The sequence below is a fragment of the Actinocrispum sp. NPDC049592 genome (assembly GCF_040675465.1).
Lineage (GTDB): Bacteria > Actinomycetota > Actinomycetes > Mycobacteriales > Pseudonocardiaceae > Kibdelosporangium.
The window spans coordinates 372,932-394,522 of record NZ_JBFAPA010000008.1 but is presented as its reverse complement, the minus strand read 5'-3'; the positions used below and the strand labels follow the sequence as shown (position 1 = coordinate 394,522).

15 protein-coding genes are annotated in these 21,591 nt (G+C 69.0%); 6 read left to right on the top strand and 9 right to left on the bottom strand.

Annotated elements, in window-relative coordinates; genetic code table 11:
• Nucleotides 1-4: 4 nt before the first annotated feature.
• Nucleotides 5-694, top strand: coding sequence for a TetR family transcriptional regulator (locus AB0J95_RS22760; RefSeq protein ID WP_364760983.1), 690 nt, complete (start codon nt 5-7; stop codon nt 692-694).
• Nucleotides 695-700: 6 nt separating this feature from the next.
• Here AB0J95_RS22760 and AB0J95_RS22755 read toward each other — a convergent pair whose 3' ends face one another.
• Both AB0J95_RS22755 and AB0J95_RS22750 read right to left on the bottom strand, forming a co-directional pair.
• The gene (locus tag AB0J95_RS22755) at nt 701-2,194 is read right to left on the bottom strand and encodes a glycosyltransferase family 39 protein (RefSeq protein WP_364760980.1); all 1,494 of its coding nucleotides are present in this window, start codon (nt 2,192-2,194) and stop codon (nt 701-703) included.
• Nucleotides 2,191-2,892, bottom strand: coding sequence for a helix-turn-helix domain-containing protein (locus AB0J95_RS22750; protein ID WP_364760977.1), 702 nt, complete (start codon nt 2,890-2,892; stop codon nt 2,191-2,193). Before AB0J95_RS22750 ends, AB0J95_RS22755 begins: the two co-directional genes overlap by 4 nt.
• Before the next feature lie 178 nt (nt 2,893-3,070).
• On the opposite strand from AB0J95_RS22750, the gene AB0J95_RS22745 reads away from it, so the two are divergent.
• The 5 genes from AB0J95_RS22745 (at nt 3,071) to AB0J95_RS22725 (ending at nt 12,018) form a co-directional block, all read left to right on the top strand.
• Nucleotides 3,071-3,379, top strand: coding sequence for a ricin-type beta-trefoil lectin domain protein (locus AB0J95_RS22745; RefSeq protein ID WP_364760974.1), 309 nt, complete (start codon nt 3,071-3,073; stop codon nt 3,377-3,379).
• A 204-nt stretch (nt 3,380-3,583) separates the two neighbouring features.
• Complete coding sequence (locus tag AB0J95_RS22740) at nt 3,584-5,236, top strand: glutamate--tRNA ligase family protein (protein ID WP_364760971.1); 1,653 nt, start codon at nt 3,584-3,586, stop codon at nt 5,234-5,236.
• 245 nt (nt 5,237-5,481) lie between these two features.
• The gene (locus AB0J95_RS22735; RefSeq protein WP_364760968.1) at nt 5,482-7,140 is read left to right on the top strand and encodes a hypothetical protein; all 1,659 of its coding nucleotides are present in this window, start codon (nt 5,482-5,484) and stop codon (nt 7,138-7,140) included.
• Nucleotides 7,141-7,296: 156 nt separating this feature from the next.
• Nucleotides 7,297-9,579, top strand: a complete 2,283-nt coding sequence (gene yicI, locus AB0J95_RS22730; RefSeq protein ID WP_364760965.1) for an alpha-xylosidase — start codon at nt 7,297-7,299, stop codon at nt 9,577-9,579.
• A 162-nt stretch (nt 9,580-9,741) separates the two neighbouring features.
• Complete coding sequence (locus AB0J95_RS22725; RefSeq protein ID WP_364760962.1) at nt 9,742-12,018, top strand: xyloglucanase; 2,277 nt, start codon at nt 9,742-9,744, stop codon at nt 12,016-12,018.
• Between the two features lie 205 nt (nt 12,019-12,223).
• Here AB0J95_RS22725 and AB0J95_RS22720 read toward each other — a convergent pair whose 3' ends face one another.
• From AB0J95_RS22720 to AB0J95_RS22690, 7 genes are all read right to left on the bottom strand, one after another.
• On the bottom strand, nt 12,224-13,480 hold the full coding sequence (locus AB0J95_RS22720; RefSeq protein ID WP_364760959.1) for a cellulose binding domain-containing protein: 1,257 nt from the start codon (nt 13,478-13,480) through the stop codon (nt 12,224-12,226).
• Between the two features lie 450 nt (nt 13,481-13,930).
• Entirely contained in the window at nt 13,931-14,599 is a 669-nt protein-coding gene (locus AB0J95_RS22715) for a polysaccharide deacetylase family protein (RefSeq protein ID WP_364760956.1), read from the bottom strand.
• Between the two features lie 11 nt (nt 14,600-14,610).
• Entirely contained in the window at nt 14,611-15,291 is a 681-nt protein-coding gene (locus AB0J95_RS22710; protein WP_364760953.1) for a glycoside hydrolase family 11 protein, read from the bottom strand.
• A 348-nt stretch (nt 15,292-15,639) separates the two neighbouring features.
• Nucleotides 15,640-16,668, bottom strand: coding sequence for a LacI family DNA-binding transcriptional regulator (locus tag AB0J95_RS22705; protein WP_364760950.1), 1,029 nt, complete (start codon nt 16,666-16,668; stop codon nt 15,640-15,642).
• An 87-nt stretch (nt 16,669-16,755) separates the two neighbouring features.
• Nucleotides 16,756-17,448: a hypothetical protein gene (locus AB0J95_RS22700; protein ID WP_364760947.1), complete on the bottom strand. Its 693-nt coding sequence runs from the start codon at nt 17,446-17,448 to the stop codon at nt 16,756-16,758.
• A 224-nt stretch (nt 17,449-17,672) separates the two neighbouring features.
• Nucleotides 17,673-18,644 carry an acetylxylan esterase gene (locus tag AB0J95_RS22695; RefSeq protein ID WP_364760944.1) on the bottom strand — a complete coding sequence of 324 codons (972 nt, stop codon included), beginning with the start codon at nt 18,642-18,644 and terminating at the stop codon, nt 17,673-17,675.
• Nucleotides 18,635-21,454, bottom strand: coding sequence for a glycoside hydrolase family 3 C-terminal domain-containing protein (locus AB0J95_RS22690; protein WP_364760941.1), 2,820 nt, complete (start codon nt 21,452-21,454; stop codon nt 18,635-18,637). Before AB0J95_RS22690 ends, AB0J95_RS22695 begins: the two co-directional genes overlap by 10 nt.
• Nucleotides 21,455-21,591: the final 137 nt, after the last annotated feature.

Genomic DNA, 21,591 nt, shown 5'->3' with positions numbered 1-21,591 from the left:
GGGCATGACGACCACGCGAGCCGGGCAACGAGGCAAGGACGGTCTGCGCGAGCGCAACAAACGCGCCATGCGCCAGCGGCTGTCCGACACGGCCGCGCGGATGTTCATCGAGCACGGCTTCGACGCGGTACGCGTGGCCGATGTCGCCGAGGCCTGCGGAGTGACCGAACGGACGGTCTTCAACTACTTCCCCAGCAAAGAAGCGCTGGTCATGGACCGGCTGGAGGCCACGGCCGACGCGTTGCGCACCCACCTGGCCGACCCGACCCGGTCCCCGGTCGCCGCGATGCTGAGGATCCTGGACGAGGAGCTGCGGGTCGTCGAAGCGGGCCTGACCAGCGCCGACGATCACGACCAGGCGCTGGCGGGCTATCGCAGGTTCGGCGATCTCATCCGTGACACCCCGCAGCTACGGGCCTACCAGAGCGACACCGCCGAACGGTTCGCCGACGTGGCCGCCGAAGTACTGGCCGCCCGGGCCGGACTCCGGCCCGCCGACCCGGAACCGCAGGCCGCCGCGGCGGCGCTGCTGGGCCTGTGGCGGATCCAGTTCCGCTCCCTGCGGACGCACCTGCGCCCCGGCCGCCCCATCCACGACGGGCTTTCCGCGGCGGCCGACGAGGTCCGCCGCGCCGCCCGGCTGATCGAGGGCGGTCTGGCCGCGTTCCCCGGCGGCGCACCGGAAGACCAGTAGCCGCTCTCAGCTGTAGCGCCGCAAGGAAGGCCAGAGCTGCGCCCAGGTGCCTTGGGGGTGCTGGCACACGTAGATCGCGGCGTGGTGGTCGGTCTCCTCGTTCCGCACGTTGCCGGGCATGGTGATCGGGGCGATTTCCCGCACGTCCGACCAGAACTGTTGCAGGTACGGGGTTTTGAACTCACCGACGCACAGCACGGTGCCGGGGTTGCCGTCCGGTGGGCCCCAGTCACCATAGGCGTTCTGCGCGGTGACTACCGGATTGCGCAGCCCGGCGGACGGGCCGAGGATGGTGAGCGCGCCTGCTTCGCCGTAGTTGCTGGTGAAGATCGGTGTGCCTGCGGGCATTGTGGCCGCCGCGGTCTTGACTTGGTCGACGAATTCGGGCCAGCCAAAGGTTTCCATCACCGTGGGGTTGAGCGCCCGCAACGAGTTCTGCGCGCGGGGCGGCAGGACGGGGTATCCGGAAAGGACCGCGATCAGTCCGGAGAGGACGATCACGGCGGGCCAGCGCAGCCGCGACCGGTACGTCGCCTCGGCACGCACGGCGCCGGCCGCGAACAACGCGATCAGCGCCGGTGCGGGGTAGTAGACCTTGCCGCCGGTGGCGGTGAACACGACGACCGCGGTCACGGCGATCGCCAACGTCCACCGATGGTCACGTCCGGCTCCCCAGCCCAGCCAACGGACCCCCATCACGCACAGCACGATCAGCGGCGGCCCGGCCAGCAGCGCCAGCAACGGCAACTGCGCCAACGCGCCAAGCGGTCCACCGGTCCGCTCGGACAGCACCTGCGCCATCGCCAGGTTCGGCCAGCCGTGCTGGGCGTCCCACAGCACGTTCGGGACGGCCATGGCAACGGCGAGACCGGCGGCCAGCCAAGGACCCGGTGTGCGCAGGGTGTCCCTGTGCCACATCAGGAGACCGACGAGCACACCCAGCAGCAGCACGGCGACGGTGTCCTTGTTCTCCAGGCCGATACCACCGATCAGACCTGCCAGCAGCCAAGCTCCTGTGGTGCGCAGCCGCAGGGCCCTGGCGACCGCGACGAACATCGCGGCCCAGACAACCTGGTCGGTCACGGTCGTGCCGAACAACACCGATGCCGCGACGAACGCCGTGCTGGTCGCCACGGCACCGGCGGCGATGGCCTGGGCACGTGCCCGGCCACCGAACTCGGCGGCCAGCTTGGCGCCGAGCAGGACGCAGCCGGTCTGACAGGCGATCGCGAGTATCCGCAACGGCAGCACGCCGCCGGGCAGCTCAGCGGCGAACCGGGCCAGCAGCGGGGTCAGCGGCGGCTGGTCGGCGTACCCCCAAGCCAGGTGACGGCCGGTGATCACGTAGTAGAACTCGTCGCGATGCCAGCCGTACCTGGCGGCCACCAGGAGGTGGACGACAGCCGCTACGGCGGTGATGGCCAGCACTGGCCGCCACGCCATCTTGTGCTGCTGGTGAACCGGGCCCGCCGGCCTGGCCAACTCGTCGATCTCGCTCATGGGTTCCCCTCAGCAGGTAGAAAAGCGTTGAGCACGAGGTGATGGACCGTGGCCCGGCACAGTTCGTCGGTCAGCATCGCGGAGTCCGGGTCGCCCAGCCGGTGCCAGGCGAACCAGGCCGCGGTCTCGGCGATGAACCGGGCGGCCGTGGGCACGTCGGGCACGTTCCGCAGGTGCCCGGACTGGATGCGCTTGTCCAGGTACATGCCCAGCGCTTCGAAGGCTCCCCGGCGGCGCTGGACGAACCAGAACCGGAACATCTCCGGCAGCTCACGGGCACACTGCTCGACCAGCGCGAGGACGCCCCTGTTGCGCTCGATGAAGCCGTAGAGCTCGTCGACGATCTCGCCGAACTCCTCGCGGGTCGATCGGACCCGCCGGCGCGTCAGCGCGGCGGTCAGCCGCGGGAAGTCCTCGCCGTCGGCCCACCCGCGAGCCAGCGCGACGATGTCCTCCTCGCCCGGCAGTGGTACCGGAATGGCCAGGCCGTCCAGCAGGTCCGGCCGGATCGACCAGGCCAGGGCGACGTAGAGCAGCGCCTCTTTGCTCTGCACGTAGGTGTAGAGCGCTCCGTGGCTCAGGCCGAGCGCTTTCGACACGTCGGAGATGCCGGTCTCCCGATACCCACGCTCTGTGAACACCTGCGCGGCGGCCGTGGCGATGTCCGCCAGCGACCGCGCTGCCACCCGTCCCGCCATACGCCCATTCTCAACTGACTGACTGAGTCAGTCAAGAATTGAGCGTCAGGCCTCGCGCTCTGAACTGGACCGTGCAGAAACCCTGCAAGCGGATCACACGTACGGCGGCTGAACCTGTCTGGCGTCCACAGCCGCGATAGCCGCGGCATTGCTCGTCATGGCGGGACCGGGAGCCGCCATGGCGGCTCCCGGCGTGCAGGGATCGGCGGCAGCCACTTTCCACTACGTGAAGAACGCGAACACGGGACTGTGCCTGACCGCCAACCAGCTGGAGCAGCCTCGGAACTCGGTGTTCACCAACACCTGCGTCAACGCGGCCTCCCAGAAGTGGCACATCGCCGGCGGCAGGTTCACCAGCCAGGGCAACAACCGGTGCCTGACGGCCGACGACATCGGCATCCTGACCTATCCCTGCATCGACAACTTCGTGCCGCAGCAGTGGACGGTCGACTCCACCACGAAGAAGTGGGTCAGTAACGACTACTAAGGGCTCTGCATGCACTCGTCCGGTGCCGCGCTGGAATATCCCACGCTGAGGCTCTGCGCGAACTCCTCCCGCTGGGTCTTCGTGGCGGCCTGATCCGGGCACGGCGGCGGGCGGCGCGAGCGGCGCCCGCCGTTCCCGGTGAATCGGGATGGCGGCGACCGCTACGGTGGAGGCGTCGCACCACCCTCACCCTGGAAGAGAGACATGCTCGATCGCGCGGTCATTGACGCCCTGTTCCCTGCCGACCTGCCCGAGCCCGAGCATTGGGAGCAGCAATACCCGGCGCGTCAGCTGCCTGAGGGCGCCCAGGTCACCCGGTTCGGGCCGTCGCCCACCGGGTTCGTGCACATCGGCGGTATCTATGTCGCCACGATCGACCGGGACATCGCCACCCACTCGGGTGGTGTTTACCTCGTCCGGGTGGAGGACACCGACCAGTCCCGCGAGGTCGAGGGCGCGCTCGCCCAGTTCGCGCGGGCGTTCGAGTACTTCCACATCGCCGCGGACGAGGCCGACGACCACGGTGCGTACGGCCCCTATCACCAGTCCGCGCGCGAGCGGATCTACCTCACCTTCGTGCGGCACCTGCTCCGCCAGGGCAAGGCGTACCTGTGCTTCGCCACCAAGGACGAGCTGGCCGACATCACCGCCCGCCAGCAGGCCGCGAAGATCCCCACCGGCTACTACGGGCAGTGGGCGATCTGGCGCGACGCCGAGCCGGCCGAGGTGGCGGCCAAGCTCGCCGAAGGCGCCCCGTACGTGGTCCGGTTCCGTGCCCCGGACGATGCCGAGGGCCGGCGGACCCGGTTCACCGACGCCATCCGCGGCGAGCTGGAGCACGAGGCCAACCGCAACGACGCGGTCATCCTGAAGTCCTCGGACACCTCGCCGCGCCTGCCGACCTACCACTTCGCGCACGCCGTCGACGACCACCTGATGCGCGTGAACCTGGTCATCCGCGGTGACGAGTGGATCAACTCGGTGCCGTTGCACCAGCAGCTGTTCGGCGCGCTGGAGTTCGAACCGCCGACGTACGCGCACATCGCGCCGCTGATGAAGCAGATCTCCGGCGGCAAGCGCAAGCTCTCCAAGCGCAAGGACCCCGAGGCCGGTGTCGACTTCTACATCGAGGCCGGCTATCCCGCGGACGCGGTCCTGTACTACCTGCGCGGGCTGGCCAACGGCCGCCTGGCCGAGATGCCGCTGGAGACCGCGCTGGCGACGCCGATCCGGCTCGACCAGTGCGGGGTCGCCGGCCCGCTGGTCGACCTGGTCAAGCTGGAGGACATCAGCGCCGACCACATCGCCACGCTGACGAGCCAGCAGGTCTTCGACGCCGTGCGGGTGTGGGCGGCGCAGTACGACCATGAGCTCGCCGACGTGCTGGCCGCCGAAACCGCGCTGGCGCTGCGCGCGATCGCGGTGGAGCGCGAAGGTGCCGAGAACCCGCGCAAGGATCTCCGTAAGTGGTCGGACTTCCGTCCCGCGTATGGGTTCTTCTTCCCGCAGCTGTTCGAAGCGGTGTCCGGCGCGGCCGATGAGCGCGTGACGGCGCTTGGCGTCGCACCCGAGGTGGTCTCCGCCTTCGCCCGTGACTTCGCCGACGGCTACGAGCAGCTGGCCGATCCGCAGGAGTGGTTCGACCAGATCCGGCAGCTCGCGGCGAAGCACGGCTTCGCGGCCTCGGCCAAGGAGTACAAGAAGAACCCGGACGCCTTCGCCGGTTCGATCCGCGAAGCCTCGCAGCTCGTCCGCGTCGCGCTGACCGGCTCCACCCGCAGCCCGGACCTCCACGCGATCACCCAGGCCCTCGGCGCCGAGGAGGTCCTGCGCCGCATCCGGGCGCTCGCGGCCTGAGAACACCCCCGTGAACCGCACTGTCCGGAGTGGGCAGTGCGGTTCGCTGACCAGCGTCGGACACCCGTTACAGCGGCCAGGCCGATTCGGCGCTTTCGGCGGGCGGCGAGGTGACCTCGACGTGGCCGATCGACATCTCCCAAGCCCACGACCCGACACCCGGCCGGCCTCGCTGGGACACAAGGCGGAACGATCCACCCGGACCGCAGTGAGCCGCGGCGGCGATGACTGCTATACCAACGGGTGTGAGCGTGAACCTGGTCGGCCGGTGGCGGGTGGGAATTGTTCTTGTGCTGGTGCCGCTCGCGGTGGCAGCGGTGGTGCTGGCGCTGCTGGCCGGGATCAGCGGTGGCGGGCTGTTGTGGCCGGCCTTCGGGTTGGCGGTGGTGGGAGCGTTGGTGCTGCTCGCGTCGGCCGCGCATGGCCGGTACGCGTGGGTAGGTGTCGGTGGGCTTGCGGCAGCCGCGGTGGTATCCGGGTGGGCGGTGTGGAGCACACCGACGGTCGATGAATCCGACGAGCCGACGACGCTGCTGGGAGCGGGAGCACCGTCGGTTCTGACGGCGGTGAGCTGGCTGCTGATCATCGTGGTCGTGCTTGCCGGGATCGTGACGGTGTTGTGGCGCGCCGACTTCACCGGGCTCCCAGGCCGGTTGTGGTGCGTGCTGCTGGCGGCCGCGGTGGTTGCCGCAGGTGTGGCGGGCACTGCGGTATGGCTCGGTGGACGGGCGGTGGCGGACCTGCGGACGGACGCGATCGCCGGCAGCACCGTCGACCACACCGTGAACACCACCACGGATCCCACGCTCAGCACGAAAGCCGACACCGTGAGCGCACCGGCCGGATGGCGGAAACTGTGGCAGCAGCCGGTGGGGGACAACCGCACCTTGGTCAGCACGCCCACCAAACCGGTGCTGGTGGCCGCCGATCTCAACGTAGGCGACCAGTCCGGGATCACCGTGTACGACAGCCGGACCGGCGTCGAACGCTGGCATTGGCGCAGCCGGCTGTTCTACGACAGCTATGCCGCGGTCAGCTCGGCCGGCCGGGTTCTAATCGTCGTCAAGTCGTCGGCGATCCTGCTCGACCTGTACAGCGGCGCCGAACTGAAGCGTTTCGCGCTGCAGCAACCGGTTCTCCAGCCGGGATCCCCGCAGGTGCACTACGTCGTCGCCGGACCGCAGCCGCACGACCTGTTCGACGAGAACTCGCCGCCGCTGATCGAGCTCACCGGCACCGTCGCGCCAATCCTCGTACGGGGTCTCCTCGGCCAGATCGACGTGCTCGCCGTCAGCCTCACCAACGGCACCGTCACCACAGTCGCCGCCGGACTGCCCCGGCTGTGTCGTGTCCGCGCGATCCGGAACGACGAGTACACCAATCTCAGCAGCAGCACGACCTGGTTGCTGCGGGACGGATCCGGGTGCGGCGCCCCCACCCTGACCAGGCTGATGGACGGCATTCCCCAGAGCCAGACCCCGGCCGCCCCGGTGGGCTGCGAACCCCAGGGCTGCGACCTGGCCGACGCCTACGCCACACCCGAACACGTCGTGGTCCAGACCGCGACGGAACTGCTGACCTTCGACCCGTTCGGCACCCTCCAGTCCCACACCCCGGCACCGGCAGACCGCCGTTCCGTCCTCCCGCCCAAAGCCGCCACGCCCACACTCCTGCCGCCGGATGCCATGCCGCGCAAGAACACCGTGTTCGCCCGCGACGGCGCCACATACATCACCTACCGCGCCACCGGCCCCACCTCCGGCCACCTCATCGCGGTCGACACCACCACCGGCACGGAGAACCCGCCCAGCGAAACCCTGCCGTGCGCGCAACCGGCCGCGATGTCCATGGCCGCGGGCGAAGTGATCCTGGAGTGTGGCTCCACGGTGACGGCCTTCGGCTGACACGGCAGACCTCGCGCCATCTGGCATGCCGCCAGGTGTTCGGCTGAGGACGTGCGCTCATCCGTGGGTTGTGTGCGGATCGGTCGGGCGGTTAGTGTGTCGAAGCGCTTCGACACACTGCGATGGAGGGTGCATGACCCACCGTTGGGCGGTCCGATGAAGTTCAGCGATGGGTACTGGTTGCTCAGACCGGGTGTGGAAGCGGCATATCCGGCGGAGGTGCACGACGTCGTCGAAGGCCCGGACTCCGTTGTGGTGTACGCGCCCGTGCAGCACGTCCGGCACCGGGGTGATCTGCTCAAGGGCCCGTTGGTCACCGTCGAGCTGGCCGCGCCCATGGCGGATGTGATCGGCGTGCGGATCACGCATTTCGCCGGGGAAGCCGACCGTGGCCCGCATTTCGAGGTCGCGGGCGGTGAACCCGGCGGCAAGGTGTCGAGCGACGACGGTGGTGTCGTCCTGACCTCCGGGGATCTGTCGGCGCGGGTGAGCCTGGACGAGTGGCGGGTCGACTTCGCGGCCGGCGGCGAGGTGCTCACCTCGAGTGCCGTCAAGGGCATGGGTTTCCTGACGCTCGACGGCCGCCACTATGTGCGCGACCAGCTGAGCCTCGGCGTCGGCGACTTCGTCTACGGTCTGGGCGAGCGGTTCGGCCCGCTGGTCCGCAACGGCCAGGAAGTCGACATCTGGAACGCGGACGCGGGCACCACAAGCGAGCAGGCGTACAAGAACATCCCGTTCTACCTGACCAACGCGGGATACGGCGTGTTCGTCAATCACCCCGGCCGGGTGTCGTTCGAAGTCGCGTCCGAGGTGACCTCCCGGGTGCAGTTCAGCGTCGAAGGCCAGTCACTGGAGTACTTCCTCATCCACGGTCCGACGCCCAAGGACATCCTCCGCAGGTACACGGAGCTGACCGGCCGGCCGGTGCTGCCACCCGCGTGGTCGTTCGGCCTGTGGCTGTCGACCTCCTTCACCACCGATTACGACGAGCAGACGGTCACCGGCTTCATCGACGGCATGGCCGAGCGAGACCTGCCGTTGAGCGTGTTCCACTTCGACTGTTTCTGGATGCGTGAACTGCACTGGTGCGACTTCGAATGGGACCCGCGGACGTTTCCCGACCCCGCCGGGATGCTGGCCCGGCTGAAAGCCCGTGGTCTGCGGATCTCGGTGTGGATCAACCCGTACATCGCGCAACGGTCGCCGTTGTTCGCCGAGGCGGTGGCGGGCGGATACCTGTTGCGCAGAACCAATGGCGATGTGTGGCAGTGGGACAAGTGGCAGCCGGGGATGGCTTTGGTGGACTTCACCAACCCGGCCGCCCGGGCCTGGTATGCGTCCAAATTGGACAGTCTGCTGGACCAGGGGGTGGACTGCTTCAAGACCGACTTCGGTGAGCGCATTCCCACGGACGTCGTCTACCACGACGGTTCCGATCCGCAGCGGATGCACAACTACTACACCTTTCTTTACAACCAGACCGTTTTCGAGGTTCTGCGTAAACGCGGCCAGGCCGTGGTCTTCGCGCGCTCGGCCACCGCGGGGTCACAGCGGTTCCCGGTGCATTGGGGCGGGGACTGCGAATCGACCTACGAGGCGATGGCCGAAAGCCTGCGTGGCGGGCTGTCGCTGGGGATGTCCGGGTTCGGGTTCTGGAGCCACGACATCGGCGGGTTCGAGGGCACGCCGTCACCGGCGTTGTTCAAGCGGTGGATCGCGTTCGGCCTGCTCTCGTCGCACAGCCGGTTGCACGGCAGTCATTCCTACCGCGTGCCGTGGCTGTTCGACGAGGAATCGGTCGACGTGCTGCGGCGGTACTCGAAGCTGAAAGCCCAGCTGATGCCCTATCTGGAGCAGGCGGCACGGCAGGCGGTGTCCGAAGGCGTGCCGATGATGCGGGCCATGGTGCTGGAGTTCCCGGACGACCCGGCGTGCACGCATCTGGAGCGCCAGTACATGCTCGGCGGCAGTTTGCTTGTGGCGCCGGTGTTCTCCGACGACGGCGAGGTCGAGTACTACGTGCCCGAAGGGGAGTGGACCGACCTGCTGACCGGCCAGGCGGTCTGGGGGCCGCGGTGGATCCGCGACCGGCGCGGGTTCCTGGAGATGCCCATTCTTGTACGTCCCAACACAATCCTGCCCGTCGGGGCCGTCGACTCGAGACCGGACTACGACTACGCGGACGGCGTCACGTTGCGAATCTACGGCCTCGGCGAGGGAACTCAGGTCACCCCGGTGGGCGACACGGTGTTCGTGACCCATCGGCGAGGCGACGATGTCCGGATCGAAACGACAGCACCGCCGCCGAGCTGGCGGATCCTGCTGGCAGGCGTCACTGAGGTGGACGCCGTGACCGGTGGCACCGTGCAGTCCACTTCGGACGGAGTCACCGTGCGGTCCGACGGAGGGGTGATATCCCTGCGGGTAATCGAATAACGAGCCAGGCAGCGGAGGGTGACCGCCGGATGGCCCGGTTGGCGGAGTGCCTTCCCGGGCCCGACTCGATACAGTCCGATCTGGGAGCGCTCCCAGAATGTGCCCTGCAAGTCCCGTCCTGGTGAGCGCCCGTCCTCCGGCGCGTCATAGCGAGGTGACCTGATGAGACCCAGTCCGGCGAGACGCGTCCTGGTGGGCGTGCTGGCGGTGACGATGATCGCGAGCACGACGGCGGCGGCGAATTCCGCGCCGCGGGCCGCGGCCTACACCTGGAGCAACGCCGAGATCGCCGGTGGCGGTTTCGTGCCCGGCATCGTGTTCAACCAGACCGAGCCGAACCTGATCTACGCCAGGACCGACATCGGCGGCGCGTACCGGTGGAACCCCGCCACCAGCAGGTGGATTCCGCTGCTTGACCACATTGGACACGACAACTGGGGCCTCAACGGCGTCGCCAGCCTGGCGACCGATCCGGTCGACCCGAACCGGGTGTACGTGGCCGCCGGGATGTACACCAACAGCTGGGATCCCAACAACGGCGCCATTCTCCGGTCAACCGACCGGGGCGCCACCTGGCGGTCGACCGCGTTGCCGTTCAAGCTGGGCGGCAACATGCCCGGCCGTGGGATGGGGGAACGGCTGGCCATCGACCCCAACCGCGACAGCGTGCTGTACCTGGCCGCGCCGAGCGGGAACGGCTTGTGGCGCAGCACGGACTACGGCGTGACGTGGAACAAGGTCTCGGCGTTCCCGAATCCGGGCAACTACGCCCAGGACCCGAACGACCCCAACGGATACCTCAACGACAACCAAGGCGTCACCTGGGTCGTGTTCGATCCGCGCACGGGTACCCGCGGCAACACCACCCAGACCATCTACGTCGGCGTGGCGGACAAGCAGAACACGTTGTACCGCAGCACTAACGGCGGCGCCACGTGGGAGCGTGTGCCGGGGCAGCCGACCGGATACCTGGCGCACAAGGGCGTGCTCGACACGGTCAACGGCGTGCTCTACATCGCCACCAGCGACACCGGCGGCCCGTACGACGGCGGCAAGGGCGACGTCTGGAAGCTGAACACCGCCACCGGGCAGTGGACACAGATCAGCCCCGTCCCATCGTCCAGTTCGGACGACTACTTCGGCTACAGCGGGCTCACCATCGACCGCAAGCATCCCGGCACGGTCATGGTGGCCACGCAGGTGTCGTGGTGGCCGGACATCGTCCTGTTCCGCAGCACCGACAGCGGCGCCACGTGGACCAGGATCTGGGACTGGGCAAGCTATCCCGACCGCACGCTGCGCTACACCCAGGACATCTCCGCGGCACCGTGGCTCACGTTCGGCGCCAACCCGCAACCGCCGGAACTCGCCCCGAAGCTCGGCTGGATGACCGAGTCGATGGAGATCGACCCGTTCAACTCCAACCGGATGCTCTACGGCACCGGCGCGACCATCTACGGCACGACGAACCTGACCGCGTGGGACACCGGCGGCAAGATCACCATCAAACCGGTGGTGGCGGGTCTCGAGGAGACCGCGGTGCAGGACCTGATCAGCCCGCCGGCCGGGGCGCCGCTGCTGTCCGCGCTCGGTGACATCGGCGGCTTCCGGCACGACCGGCTCGATGCCGTGCCCGCCAAGATGTTCACCTCGCCGGTGTTCACCTCGACCAGCAGCCTGGACTACGCGGAACTGAACCCGGGATCCGTGGTGCGGGTCGGCTCCTTGGACAAGTCCGCGCGCCCCAACGACAACCGGATCGCGTTCTCCACCGATGGCGGCTCGAACTGGTGGCAGGGACAGGAACCGCCCGGCGTGACCGGCGGCGGCACGGTCGCGGCCGGCGCGGACGCCAGCCGGTTCGTGTGGAGCCCGGCGGGGACGGGTGTGTACTACTCGGTGGGATACGGCGGATCCTGGACCGCGTCGAGCGGTGTCCCGGCCGGTGCGATCGTCGAGTCGGACCGGGTCAACCCCAAGAAGTTCTACGGCTTCGCGGGTGGGAAGTTCTACACCAGCACGGACGGTGGCGTGAGCTTCGGCGTCTCGGCTGCTTCGGGCTTGCCGACTTCCGGGCATTTCAAGGCCGTGGCCGGACGCGAGGGTGACATCTGGCTCGCCGGTGGCCAAGGTTTGTGGCATTCCACTGATTCCGGTGCGACCTTCAGCAAAGTCGCCGCTGTGCAGGAAGCGGACAACGTCGGCTTCGGAAAGGCGGCCCCGGGACGGAACTACCCCGCCCTGTATGTGATCGCAAGGATTGGCAACGTCCGCGGCGTCTTCCGGTCCGACGACTCCGGCACCACGTGGACACGGATCAACGACGACCGGCACCAGTACGGCAACATCGGCGACGCCATCACTGGTGACCCCCGCGTGTACGGCCGCGTCTACCTCGGCACCAACGGCCGTGGGGTAGTGGTGGGGCAGATCTGCTGAGCACGGTCAAGGCTTCCGGTGTGCGCGCACCGGAAAACCGGGCTCGTCGCACTTCACTGGCGGCGAGCCCGGCCCACCAACAACACCCCCGCCCTGCAGGCCGGCTGGGGCGAGGGGAGGTCATCTGGGGGACCCGATCCGCTGGGGGAAACGCGGCCGTGACCGGAAACCTGCTTGGCGGCGACGGTTTCCGGTCACGGACCGCTCAGCTGGCGGGGCGTGCCGCGCAGGCGAGGTTGGTGAGTGGCTGGTTGGCCCCGTTGACCGTTGCGCCCCAAGTGGTGCTTGCGCCCGCGGCCAGGGTTCCGTTGTACGCCTGGTTGGCCGCGGTGACCTGTTGGCCGGACTGGGTAGCCGTGGCGTTCCAGGAGGAGGCCAGTTGCTGACCGGCCGGGAACGAGAACGACGTGTTCCAGCCCGCGATCGCGCTGGCGCCGGTGTTCTTGACCGTGAACGCCAGCTGGAAGCCGCCGGGCCAGGAGCCGGTGACCGCCGCCGTGGCTGAGCAGCCACCCGGGGGCGGTGGTGGGGGTGGCGTGGTCGGGTCGCCGGTTCCAGTGGTGTAGGTGACGCTGGTGTAGGCGGCTGAACAGTTGGCGGAGCACTGGCTCGGCAGCGTGAAGTTGTAGACGCGGCCGTTGTTGAGCAGCGCGTCCGAGGCGTCCCGCACCCGGATCTGGTAGCCGGTTCCCGCGGTGGTGGCCGGGCCGATGATGAACGCCTCGCCCATGTCACTGTCCGGCTGGGCCTGTTGCCAGGAGCCGTCCGCGGCCAGGTACTCCACACCGTGAATGCCGTTGGGCAGGTGCGAAACCGCGATGGCGGGCCAGTACCGCTGCGCGCCCTGCAGGAAGCCGATGCGGATGTCCCCGGTGTAGTTGGGGCTCGGCACGAACGACCACGACACGTGCCGGTTGTTCCAGTGCCCGGGGTTGAGATCGCCGACGGGCACGCCGTTCTTGACGAACCGGTTGAGCGACGGCGTGGCCAGGTCGAGGTGGTTCGGGTCGTCACGGCACCAGGCGTTGGAGTCGCCGCAGCTGTCGGCGACCACCATGGTCAGCGTGGCGCCGTTGTAGCTGTCGCTGATCCAGGAACCGTTGCGGCAGAACGGCTGCCCGGGTGCGCCGTCGTTGGTGCCGGTGCAGTAGTCGCCGATGGTCACCTGAACGAACCGTCCACAGTTGCGGCCGTTGTCCCACAACCCGATCTTCCCCGCCTGTGAGGGAGGCAGCGGCCGCGGGTAGAAGCTGTAGTCACCAGGGGTGTTGTACACGTTGAGCGCCACGAAGTCCTGCGAGTCCAGGACATCCTGCGGCAGCCCGCAACCGCCGTACGGCGCACCCAGCGCGTCGAAGTGGGTGGCGTTGCCGGTCACGGGCGCGGCCACGGCGACCCACGGGGCCCCTGTGATCACCAGCAGCGCACCGGCACCGGCCGCAAGCACCCGCGACAAGGCCATCCATCGATGCTGTGACCGGGCGTATCCCGCGCCGGTCGGCCTAGAACGCCACATCCCAGCCTCCTTCACGCAGTGCTATCTGGGAGCGCTCCCAGATAGCACTGTAACCGGCCGCACGTCCGAAGACATTCCGCCAGCCGGGCCAAGATTCGTACCCCAGGCCCAATACACGCTGGCTGTGTTGGCGATCAGCGGGGATGGGCAGCTGGTTGATGCACGAAACGATGATCGGTGGTCCGCGTGACATGGGCGCCGAGGCCCTTCGTTCCGGGAGCGGTCCCAGAATGGGTGCGCGATATCAAGGTGGCGCGGCCGCCTTGTCCGGTGCGGACCGCAGGCATGGCGAAGCGGCCGGAGCGGGCAAGATGCCGGACTCGTCGCCAGGGCGTTGCGGGAACAGGATTGCCTGGCGAGCTGGTTCCGGCAGCCGCTCCGGCCGCCACTGCAGGGTCAGTTCGGCGCGACGGCGCGGCCGGTCTGCGGGGAGATCATGCCCGCGCACAACCCACGGCCGGCCAGGGTCTGTGCGATGCGGGGTATCGCTGCCAGTGTGTTGGCGGGCCATTCGTGCATGAGGATGATCTGGCCGTTGGTGAGCCTGCCGTTGGCCTGCACGATCGCGTCGACGCTGGCGCCGTTCCAGTCCTGGGAGTCGACGTCCCAGATGATCTGCCGCAGTCCGTACCGGGACGCGACCGCCTGCACAGTCTGGTTGGTCTCGCCGTACGGCGGCCGGAACAGGCGTGGGGTGCCCCCGCCCGCGCTGGCGATCGCCTGCTGGGTACGGGAAATCTCCGAATCGACCTGCGACTGGCCCAGCTGGGTCAGGTGTGGGTGGGTGTAGCTGTGGTTGCCGACCCACATCCCGGCCGCGGTCTGGGCCCGGACCTGGGCCGGGTAGGCGGCGGCGTACTGGCCCTCGTTGAACATCGTGGCCCGCAGACCGTTCTGCCGCAGGGCGTTGAGCAAAGCCGGGGTGTGCGCGTTGGACGGGCCGTCGTCGAACGTGAGCCCGACGTACCCGTTGCAGGGCGCGGCTTGTGCCGGGGCCGGACCGGCAACGCTCGCCGCGGCGACCGCCAGCCCGATGACCAGGGACAGCCGTGAACTTGTGCGCATGCCTGGTCCTTTCAGCTCACCGTGATGGCCGAGTTCCCGCTGCTCTGGTAGCCCTCGGTCGCCAGGATCATGTAGTACCTGAAGGCGCCCATGGGCATGCCTGCGCGGGCCCACGCGTCGAAGTGGTTGCCCGTGTTGATGGTTCCGCCGGTCCTCCTCGACTGCCGGACACTCCAGTACTGGTTGAAAGTCCGGTTTCCCTCGACGGAAGGCGCGTTGTAACGCGTTGTCTGGTAGATGTCGTACGTACCGCCGTCGCTGGTCACCGTGCCCCTGTACGAGCCCGTCGGCCGGTACGATCCCCAGTTGTCCACGATGTAGTACTCCACGAGCGGGTTCGACGTCCACCCGTAGAGCGCCAGATATCCGTTGCCCGACGGGCTGAAGCTGCCCGAATAGTTGACGTTCCGGCGGCTGCCGTTGCTCCATCCCTTGCCGCCGACGAAGTTGTTGCAGTTGGTCCACGACATCCGGTAGCTGCCACCGGCTGCCAGGGTCATCGCGACCGAGCCGCCACCCGCGGTCCAGAACGAGTAGTAGTAGCCGTTGTTCGTCCCGGTCTGGTTCGTCGTGATGGTCGTGTCGGCGTAGGCGTTGCCCGGCAACAGGATCGCGGATGCGGCCAGTGCGCCGGCGCCGCCGATGAAGCCCCGGCGGGTGAGCGGGCGGGCAGGGGAGTCGTCCGTGTGCATGTTTCCTCCTCATTGAGGCTGGACTGCGGCCAGGCAGGGTGATGTCCGGGCCCGGTCATCGCACGGTCGAGGACCGGACAACCAGCGCGAAACAGGTCGGCAGCGGCGCGGGTGCTGTCGACACAGGCAGTATCGAAGCGGCTCCCGTTGGTGGTCAATGGTTTCGGAGAAGTTTCGGAAACCACCCCACGTTCAGTGGATCATCGGTAGCCGCGTTTGCCCTGGATATCGCCTACCCGCCAGCGGATCGATCGGGAGGCCGGCCGATGGTCGCACAAGCCGGAGCGCTGAAACTTTCGAACGCTCTACTGTGGACAGGCGGCGTACCGTCGAAAGAGGACACCGCGCTCAGCCGGCCGGTGGGCAGGTGCTGTCCCGGATGATCAGCTCGGTGGCGAGGTCGATCCGGTCGCTGGGCGGCCGTTCACCACGGGCCAGGGTGAACACCATGTGCGTCGCGGTGCTGGCCATCTCGCGCAGCGGCTGGCGGACCGTGGTCAGCGGCGGCCCGATCCACTCGGTGACCGGCAGGTCGTCGTAGCCCACCACGGACAGGTCGGCCGGCACGGACAGGCCGAGCTCGCGGGCGGCGCGCATCACGCCGAGCGCCTGGAAGTCCGACCCGGCGAAGATGGCCGTCGGCCGGTCCGGGCCTCTGAGCAGGTCCAGGCCGTGGTTGTGGCCGCCGTTCATGTAGAAGTCGCCGTACCGGACGAAACCGGGCCGCACCGGGATGCCGGCCTCCTCCAGTGCCGAGCGGTAGCCGTCCACCCGGGCCCGGCTGCACAACATGTCGGTGGGGCCGGAGATCATCGCGATCCGGCGGTGGCCGAGGCCGAGCAGGTGGCGGGTGGCGGCCAGCCCGCCGGCCCAGTTCGCCGAGCCCACGGTCGGCACCCCGGGCGACGGTTCCCCCGCCGTGTCCACTACCACGAACGGGATGCCGCGGGTGGTGAGCCGCAGCCGCTGGCCGGCGTCCAGCTCGGCGAGGACGAGGATCACCCCGAGCGGGCCGCGGGCGAGCAGGTCGTCGAACCACTCGCGCCGCGGCCGGTGCTCGCCGCCGAGCTCGGACAGCACGATGGCCGCGCGCTCCTCGGCCGCGGCCAGCTCGACACCGCGGATGATCTCGGTGGCCCACGCCGAGTGCATCTCGTGGAACACCAGGTCGATCAGGGCCGGCCGGGACGACTTGCGCGCCCGCCTGCGCTGGTAGTGCTGCTGTTCGAGGATGCTCTCGACCCGGGCGCGGGTGCCCGCGGCGACGTCCGGGCGCCCGTTGAGCACCTTCGACACCGTCGGTACCGAAACACCCGCCGCCTTCGCGATCGCCGCGATCGAGACCGGCCGCGTGCCACCGTTGGACGAGGTGCTCATCGCATCCCTCTCCGGCTCGAGGTTTCGGGTCCCGAGGGTAGGACCTCCGCTGCTGTCACACCAGTGCGGGTCTGGCGGGTCGCGCGGTCAGGAGAACGAGACCGAGTAGCTGTTGCTGGTGAAGTTCAGGCCGCCGGCGGCCGAGGTGATCTCGAAGCCGAACTGGACCTCGCCGAGGGTGACGTCGCCGTACCAGCCCCGGTTGCGGATCCAGTTGAGCACGGCGAGCACGTCCACCGAGCCGGAGTTGGTGTTCGACGTGCGCACGAACGAGAAAACGGCGTTGGACCCGTTGCTTCCCTTGTAGACATCCCAGGTGTGGCCGCCGACGGATGCGGTGGTCTGCTTGGTGCCCAAGGGGCCGACGGCACCTTGCTTGTTCATCCACAGCATGACCTCGTAGGCGTTGTTGTTCGCCCAGATGTCGTATGCCGTCTCGTAGGCGCCGCTGCCGGGCCTGGATACGTTGAAGTTGCTGGAAACGCTGCGCAGCGCGCTGAGCTTGCGGCCCACGTTCCTGGCCGAGTGCGGGTAGGACTTCACGCCGCCGGTGTTGGGCTGGTCGGACCAGACGCCGAAGTTGCTGTACGAGTTGGCCCAGATCGTCTGCGGGCCGGCGCCGCCGCCCCAGACGTCGTTGCGGACCGTGTAGCCGCCGTTGGACCAGGTCGCCCACTTGTCCGATGAGGACCAGGTGGCGGCCTGTGCGGTCACTCCGGTTGTGAGAGTGAGGGTCACTACTGCCGTGGCGCAGACCAAGGAGCGCAATGGATTACGCATGGATGGGTTTCCTTCCGGGCGTCGTTGCGCGGACGGGTGCAGGGTGCATCGACTGAGTCGAAGCGCTTCGACTATCGCACCGCGTGTGACGGCGGTCAAGGCCATCGTGACCGTCTATTGTGGATCAAGGCGGCCGTGACCGCGCTTCTCGGTGGACGTGCGAACAAACCGTCCTCAGTGGAGGTAACCGGGGACGGCATGCTGCTGCGGCCGAGGAAGGCGGGCTACGGCGTGAGCCCGCGGTCGTTCAGCCATTCCAGTTGTACGACCGGGTTGGCGCCATAGCCGCCGCCGTGGTCGGCGAACGGCCACACGGTGATCGTCCGGTCGGCGCCCGCGTAGTGGTTGAAGGCCGCGTAGACGGTGGAGGGCGGGCAGATCGGGTCCATCAGGCCGACGCTGAACAGGGCCGGCGCGGTGGCCCGCTGTGCGAAGTGGACGCCGTCGAAGTACGCCAGCGTCTCGAAGGTCGGGACCACCCGGTTCTGGCTGTGCCTGCGCAGGTACTTCGCCAGCTCGACGTACGGGCCTTCGGCGCTGATGTCCGCCGCCCGCCGGAAATGGCACAGGAACGGCACGTCCGGCAGGGCCGCCGCCACCCGGTCGCGGGCGAGCCCGGCCACGGCGATGGTGAGGCCGCCACCCTGGCTGCCACCGGTGATGATCACCCGTTCCGGGTCCAGGCCGGGCAGCTCGCCGGCCGCGTCCACCGCCCGGACACAGTCGGTGATGATGCGCCGGTAGTAGTAGTCGCCGGGCGAGTCGATGCCGCGGGTCATGAACCCCTCGGCCCACTGCGTGCCGCCGCCCGCGTCGCGGTCCGGCGTGTCGTGGCCCTGACCGCGGCTGTCGACGACGAGCTGTGCGTACCCGGCGGCGGACCAGAGCGTGTGATCGGTGGGCCGGCCCCGGCCGCCGGTGTAGCCGATGTAGGTCACCACGACGGGCAACGGCCCCTCGGCGGCACGTGGGCGCAGCAACCAGGCCGCCACCGGTTCACCGTTCCAGCCGGGGAAGCGCACGTCATCGACGTCGACGGTCCGCAACAGGCCGGTCACCCGGTCAGTTGTGACCGTCCCGCCATGGCTGCGTGCCTCGGCGAGGGTCTGCTCCCAGAAGGCGTCGAAGTCCTCCGGTGCCTGCGATTGCGGGCGATACCCGGTGAGCTCCTCGAGCGTCAGGTCCGTCAACGGCATGGCGGTTGTCCTCCGGCGGGCGAGCTGAAGCGGAAGGCGCTGAGCCGGAAGCCCCCGTGCAACACCAGCCGCAGGTCATGGACGCCTCCCCGCGTCGCCGGAAGGCCAGCGGCGACGGTAGCCCACCGGTAGGGACCGTCGGTGACCGGGACCGCGATGGCCGCCAGCAGCCGGTCCTGGGCCCAGAACTCCAGCCGCGCCGGACCCGGCCCGCGATCGGCACGGGCGACCTCGGCCTCGACCCGGCTCGCACCGGACAAATCGGTGGATCGGAACAACAACGTCGCCAGCCCGGCCGAACTGACCGCGTCACCGGTGGTGCGGCTCGCGTCGACCAGTTCGGCGCCCGTGTGGTCGTCGAAGTCGACGGCCAGGGTGCGCCGGTCGACGACGATGCGCGGCTCAGGGGCCGGACCGGTCACGGTGAGTGGCGCCGTGAGGACGACGTTCTCGGCGGAACGGGCCACCAGGATCTCGTAGGCGCCGGGATCGACGACGAAGGCGCCGGTCGCGACGTCCCAGTGGGCGAACCGGTCCGCGGGCAGCCGGAAGGTCACCTCCGCGCTGCCACCGGGCGCCAGGCTGACCTTGCGGAAGCCGGCCAGCCGCAGCCGGGGCGCCTCGTGCCGGGGGTTCAGCTCGCGGACGTACACCTGGACCACGTCGCTGCCTCGGCGTCCGCCGATGTTGGCCAGCGTCACCGAGACGTCGATGGAACCGTTCTGTGGCATGGACATCGCGGACAGCCGTAGATCGCGGTAGGCGAAGTCGGTGTAGGACAAGCCATGTCCGAACGGGTAGAGCGGCGCGGCCCGGTGGTACTGGTAGGTCCAGCCGGCCTTGATGATGTCGTAGTCGAGGCGACCGGGCAGTTCGTCGTCGCCGCGGTACCAGGTTTGCGGCAGCCGCCCAGCCGGATCGGTGTCACCGAACAGCACCGAGGCCAGTGCGCGGCCCGTCTCCTGCCCGCCATGGGACATCCACACCGCCGCGGGCAGATGCTCGTCGGCCCAGTCGAGTGCGTACGGGTAGCTGCTCATGACTACCAACGCCGTCTCCGGTCGTACCGCGGCGACCGCACGCAGCAACGCCTCCTGCGCTTCGGGAAGCGCGATGCCCATGCGGTCTTGGGTCTCACGGCCGTTGATGAGCGGATGGTTGCCGAGTACAACGATCGCGACTTCGGCCGCCTGGGCGGCGTTCTGGGCGTCCGCCGTGCCGTCGCGGAGCAGCTCACGATGCCAGCGCTCGGCGGTTTCGGGCGTCCCGGTGACACTCACCGTTCCGTCGCTGGGATCGACTACCGCGTACAGTCCAGTGAGGACACTGCGTAGCAGGACCTTGTCCCCGTCGGGCTCAAGGCGGAACGTCTCGTGCACGTCCCAGGTCTTGATCACCTCCCGGTCAGCGAGCAATGCCGTGCCCTTGAGGGTGAGATAGCCGCCCGCGGACCGCAGGGTCAGCACGCCTCCGCCCCAGTCCACGACGTCGAACGCGGTCCCGCACAGGAGTTCGCCGGATGTGCTGGAGCGCAGCGTGATCCGGTCCGAACCGGCCACCCGGACCACCTCGCCGCCGCGCTCGGCCAGCCCGGCCGCGATGGTGATGCCGTAGGGCATGGTGCCGCTGTACCAGTCCTCGCACAGCATGTCGGCCAGCGGGCCGATCACCGCGATGCGCGGCGGACGAGCAGGATCGAGTGGCAGCAGCCCCTTGTTGCGCAGCAGAACCACCGACTCGGTCGCGGCACGCAACGCGAGAGCACGGTGCTCGGGGCAGTCGATCACCTCTGGGCCGATGTCCGCGTACGGGTCGAGGTCCGGGTCGAACTCGCCCAGCCGCAACCGGACCAGCAGCTGCCGCCGGACCGCGCGGTCCACATCGGACTCGTCGATCAGGCCGCGGTCCAGCGCCTCCCGCAACCGGCCGACCGGGGTGGCGCTGTCCTCGCCGTGGTCGGTGAAACTGTCGATCCCGGCTCTGAGCGCGGCCGCGTGCGCCTCGGCGTGGTCGTCGAAGTAGTGCTCCTCGGTGACCAAATTGGATGGTGCCTCGGCGTCGCTGACCACGAACAGCTCCTGCGCGGCCGCCCGGCGAAGGTCGCCGATGAGCGGGGTGACGTGGCATGGGCGGCCGTTGACCAGGTTGTAGGCGGCCATCACGCCGGTCGCGGCGCCGTCCGCGATGACCGGGCGGAACGCGGCGAGATCGTACTCGTGCAGCACCCTTGGCCGCAGGCCCGATGAGGTGGTGCAGCGGTCGTCCTCGTTGTTGTACGCCAGGAAGTGCTTGAGCACGGGCGCGGTGCGCAGGAACACGGGGTGCTCCCCGGCCAAGCCGCGGCAGTAGGCCACCGCGAGGCGGGCGGTGTGCACGGGATCCTCCGAGTAGCCCTCCTCGTTGCGTCCCCAGCGCGGGTCCCGCAACAGGTTCACCACCGGCGCCCACGCCTGCAGGCTGGTGGAACCGGTACCGACCACCGGCGGCCGGTGGTAGTGGAAGGCGCGCAGTTCGACCGACGTGGCCTCGGCGACCCGCCGCACGAGGTCCTCGTCCCAGGTGGCGCCGAGCCCCACCGCCTGCGGGAACACGGTGGCCACACCGAGCCACGCGACGCCGTGCAGCGCCTCGGTCCCGGTGCGGAACGCCGCGATACCCAGGCGGGGTATGGCCGGTGCGTACTGGTGCAGCATCGCGAGCCGCTCGTCGAGCGTGAGCCGGGCGAGCAGGTCGTCGGCGCGCTCGCCGATCGGCCGCTCGGGCTCGCGGAACGGCAGTCGCCCGGTGGCGGCCGCGGACGGGGAACTCACCTGGCAGGCCCCTTGCTCGAATCCGGTGGTGAAGCGTTTCGACGCTCGCACGGGCTCAGGTGCACTGTCAATACGCGGGTAACCCGGCTGGAGGCATCCTCTTGCCGGACTAGCGGTTGGTTACTAGTGTGCGCAAC